At 65.1% G+C, this 4,145-nt stretch carries 3 protein-coding genes and 1 pseudogene; 2 read left to right on the forward strand and 2 right to left on the reverse strand.

The window, feature by feature from the left end; translation table 11 throughout:
• Together I6U14_RS13030 and thrC are read right to left on the reverse strand one after the other, a co-directional pair.
• On the reverse strand, window positions 1-1,554 hold a 1,554-nt coding region (locus I6U14_RS13030; RefSeq protein WP_296899948.1), incomplete at its 3' end, for an alpha-isopropylmalate synthase regulatory domain-containing protein.
• 91 nt (window positions 1,555-1,645) lie between these two features.
• Window positions 1,646-3,031 (reverse strand): threonine synthase, encoded by a 1,386-nt coding sequence (gene thrC, locus I6U14_RS13035; RefSeq protein ID WP_296899950.1) that lies wholly within the window; start codon window positions 3,029-3,031, stop codon window positions 1,646-1,648.
• 566 nt (window positions 3,032-3,597) lie between these two features.
• On the opposite strand from thrC, the gene I6U14_RS13040 reads away from it, so the two are divergent.
• Window positions 3,598-3,852 (forward strand): DUF4212 domain-containing protein, encoded by a 255-nt coding sequence (locus I6U14_RS13040; RefSeq protein ID WP_296899952.1) that lies wholly within the window; start codon window positions 3,598-3,600, stop codon window positions 3,850-3,852.
• A 15-nt stretch (window positions 3,853-3,867) separates the two neighbouring features.
• Window positions 3,868-4,145 (forward strand): annotated as a pseudogene (locus I6U14_RS13045) (cation acetate symporter); the annotation flags it as partial.

Consider the following 4,145-nt stretch of genomic DNA (forward strand, 5'->3'; position numbering starts at 1 on the left):
CTGGCGTCTGCCGACGGGTCGGCCCGACCCCTGCCCGGTATGCGAAGCGGCCTGGTTACGTGGGGCCTCACCGCCCGGGGCCGGCGCGGGTCCGGGCGTCATTGGTACGGTACCGGTCGAGCCTCGGAGGACCCAGGTAATGGTGCACTCGGTCAGCGCGTCTGTGCGCCCGCCCTTGGGAATGCGGACCTCGTAGTCCACCAGCCGCGGCAGGTTGATACCGGTGCGCTCGGTGATGACGGCCAGCGCCTTGTTGAACGCGTCGAAGCCGCCGTTGCCGCTGCCGGCTGCAGTGTGTACCTCACCATGCAGGCGCAGCTTGATACTGGCGGTGGACTCGAGGCCAAGGCTCGAGGAGACGTTGCAGGCCAGAAGCTCGGCGTGATTGTAATCGCTTGAGTCCAGAACCTCGGCGATGATGAACGGCAGATCCTCGAAGGTGATGCGCTTCTTGGAGTCGCCCAGCTCGACGATGCGCGCCAGGACCTTGCGCTGCTGATCCTCCGAGAGGCTCACGCCCAGGCGCTCCAGATTCTTGGCGAGTGACGCCTTGCCCGCAAGCTTACCGAGGGCGTAGACGCGGCGGCGCCCGAAGCGCTCCGGGGACAGCCGAGTCGCATAAAGCCCGCCCTTGTGGTCGCCGTCGGCATGGATGCCGGCGGTTTGAGTGAACACATCTTCCCCCACGATGGGCGCGTTGTCGGCGATGCGCTTGCCGGAGAAGTACTGCACCAGCTCGCTGGCGCGGGCGAGATGCTGCTCGTCCAAGCGCAGCTCCATGCCGAGCTGGTCGCGCAGGTTCACCGCAACTTCCGCGAGCGACGCATTGCCCGCACGCTCGCCCAGACAATTGATCGTGCAATGCACGCAGGCGGCACCCGCCTGAGCGGCTGCAACCACGTTGGCCGTGGCAAGGCCGTAATCGTTGTGCGGATGGAAGTCGAAGCGGCACTCCGGAAACCGCCGGATCATGTCCATGACCGCGGTAAAGACCTTCTCCGGCGTCATGACCCCGAGCGTGTCGGGCAGCATGAAGTGACCGACACCAATCCGACCCAGACGCTCCAGCAGGGCGTACACATAACCCGGATCGTCGGCGTAGCCGTTGGACCAGTCCTCCAGGTAGAGGTTGACGGCAAGGCCTGCCTCGAGCGCAAGCTCCACGTTGCGGCGAATGTCGTCCACATGGCTGTCCAGGGTCTTGCGCAGCTGCGTCTCGCAGTGCTTGCGGCTCCCCTTGGCCAGCAGATTCAGAACGCGGCCGCCGGCGCTGCGGATCCAGTCGACGCTCTTGCCGTCGTCCACGAAGCCCAGCACCTCCACCCGCTGCGCCAAGCCATGCCCCGCCGCCCAATCGACAATGCGGGCGACGGCCGCCTGCTCGCCGCGGGAAACCCGCGCAGAGGCCACCTCGATACGGTCGAGGCGAAGCTGCTCCAGCAGCATCTGCGCAATCTGCGCCTTCTCGTCCGGCGAGAAGGAGACGCCCTGCGTCTGCTCGCCGTCGCGCAGCGTGGTGTCGAGGAGGAGGATGCTGTTCTGCTCGGTGCTCATGGTGTCAGTGGTCGGGAGCAGCACACGCGCCGACCATGCTCAAGGATCTTGATCTCGGGGAATCCTGCTCGGGAAATCCGGCTGGGGTTGGTCAGATTGCAGCCAGTGCTGCGTCGATGTGCGCACGCAGCTCCGCATCACTGGCGCCAAGCTCGGTACAGCGCACAGGTTTGTCCATCAGGCCCTCCAGGGCCGGCGGGGGCGGCGCTTCACGGCCGATGGCTTCGCGCACGGCCTCGTTGAACTTGGCCGGGTGGGCCGTTGCCAGAACGACCGTCTCCGGTGCGTCGCGAGACGCGACGGCACCCACGGCGGTATGCGGACAGAGGATGTACCCGCTCGTCTCGTAGGTCGAGCGAATCTGCGCCAAGGTCTGCGCATCACTGACGGCAGCGGCTGCGAAGTCCGCCTGCACCTGGCGCAGCTGCGCAGGATCAACGTCGAGCTGCCCCGTGGCCTCCAGGTCCGCGAGCTTGGCGCACACGGCTCCCGGGTCCTGATCCAGCAGGTAGTACAGGTAGCGCTCGAAGTTGGACGCCACTTGAATGTCCATGGCAGGGCTCAGGGTGTGGAAGACCTCGCCCTTGGCGTAGCGGCCGTCCGCCACGAAGCGCGCCAGGATGTCGTTGCGGTTGGTGGCGATCACGAGGCGGTCGATCGGCAGGCCCATGCGACGGGCGAGCCAGCCCGCAAACACGTCGCCGAAGTTGCCCGTGGGCACGGCGAAGCTCACCTGCCGCGCTGTATCGCCGCCGCTGATCTGTCCCCACGCGTAAAAATAATAGACCGTCTGTGCAAGGATCCGGAGCCAGTTGATGGAGTTGACGGCGCCCAGGCTGTGGCGCGCCTTGAAGTCCAGATCCCGGAACAGCGTCTTGACCAGGTGCTGGCAGTCGTCGAAGGTGCCGCGCACGGCAATGTTATGCACGTTCGCGTCCAATACCGTGGTCATCTGGCGCTCCTGCACCGGTGACACGCGACCCTTGGGATGCAGGATGAAGATATTGATGCGCGGCTTGCCGCGCACCCCATAGATAGCCGCAGATCCCGTGTCTCCGGAGGTGGCACCCACGATATTGAGCTGGCCGCCGTCGCGCTCGAGAAAATACTCGAAGAGATTCCCCAACAGCTGCAACGCTACGTCCTTGAAGGCCGCCGTCGGGCCGTGAAAGAGCTCCAAGTAGGTGCGTCCCGCTGCTTCGCGTAACGGCGTCACCGCCGGGTGCGAGAAGCTGGCGTAGGAGCGATCGATGAGCCGTGCAAGATGCGAGCGCGGAATGTCGCCCCCGACGAAGGGCGTCATGATCTCCAGTGCGAGGGCCTGGAAAGACAAATCCGACCAGGCGCGCAGGCAGTCCGCGTCGACCTGCGGCAGGCGCTCCGGCACCAGCAGACCGCCGTCGGTGCCGAGCCCCATCATCAAGGCCTCGGCGAAGCCGACCGGCGCAACGCCGCCACGGGTGCTGATGTAATGCATAACGCCTCTCGCAGACCTGCCTGCCCCTAGCTCGAAGACAAGGGGAGCACACATGGACCGAAAGCTCCGCAACTTAGGCAAAAGCCGTGACCGGCGCAAGCGCGCGCTGCCGCCGGCTGCACGCCGTCAGCCGACGGCCCGTCCCCTCACCTCATTCTAGGCGCGCTGATGATGTCGCCGCGCCCGCACCCCCTGGCAGCGTTTTGGACCCTGACCGGGACGAGCCCGAAGCGCAGCGACGCGAGCGCGGCCGCGCGGTGTTCGCGGGCGCGACCTTATAGCAGGCGCAACCCATAACCGACCAAAACGATCATGAATGAGGCCGCAGCAGCGTCCGGCTTACAGCGCTTTGGCGTTGACACTTCATGAGTTAGGGCAACACAATGCGCCGGCAGCCATGACCAGACACGGAACGCGGTCATGGATTACAACAACAACGCTGAGGGGTCGCGCCGGCCAGCCCGCGCGCTGTGGTAGTTCGCGTCCGGGTCGACACCGACAGCCTCCCCAACCTCCGTACGCCTCACCCAACCCATAAACATGTCTCAGAGGGAGGGACAATAACGGTGACACCCGAAAACCGCGCCGCCTATTGGAAGGCGAATGTCAGGCTCTTGGCCATTCTGCTCTTCATTTGGTTCGTCGTGTCCTACGGACTCGGCATCATCCTCGTGGAGCCACTCAACGAGTTCCAGCTCGGCGGCTACCCGCTCGGCTTCTGGTTCGCGCAGCAGGGCTCGATCTACGCCTTCCTGGTGCTCATTTTCGTTTACGCCAGCGCCATGAACCGGCTGGACAAGAAATTCGACGTCCACGAATAACGGGAGCCGGACATTATGAGCAATCTCGATATCTGGACCTACTCGGTCGTCGGCTTCACCTTTGCGCTCTACATCGGCATCGCCATCTGGGCCCGAGCCGGCACCACCGGCGAGTTCTACGTCGCCGGCAAGGGTGTGCATCCCGTGGCCAACGGCATGGCTACCGCCGCGGACTGGATGTCCGCCGCCTCCTTCATCTCCATGGCGGGGCTCATCGCCTTTAACGGCTACGGCGCCTCGGTGTTCCTGATGGGCTGGACCGGCGGCTACGTGCTGCTGGCGCTGCTGCTGGC

The sequence above is a fragment of the Thiohalocapsa sp. genome (assembly GCF_019695415.1).
GTDB lineage: Bacteria > Pseudomonadota > Gammaproteobacteria > Chromatiales > Chromatiaceae > Thiohalocapsa.

Bases quoted from the DNA above. Each gene is read 5' to 3' on its own strand.
- thrC (WP_296899950.1), bottom strand. From the start codon at position 3,031: ATGCATTACATCAGCACCCGTGGCGGCGTTGCGCCGGTCGGCTTCGCC.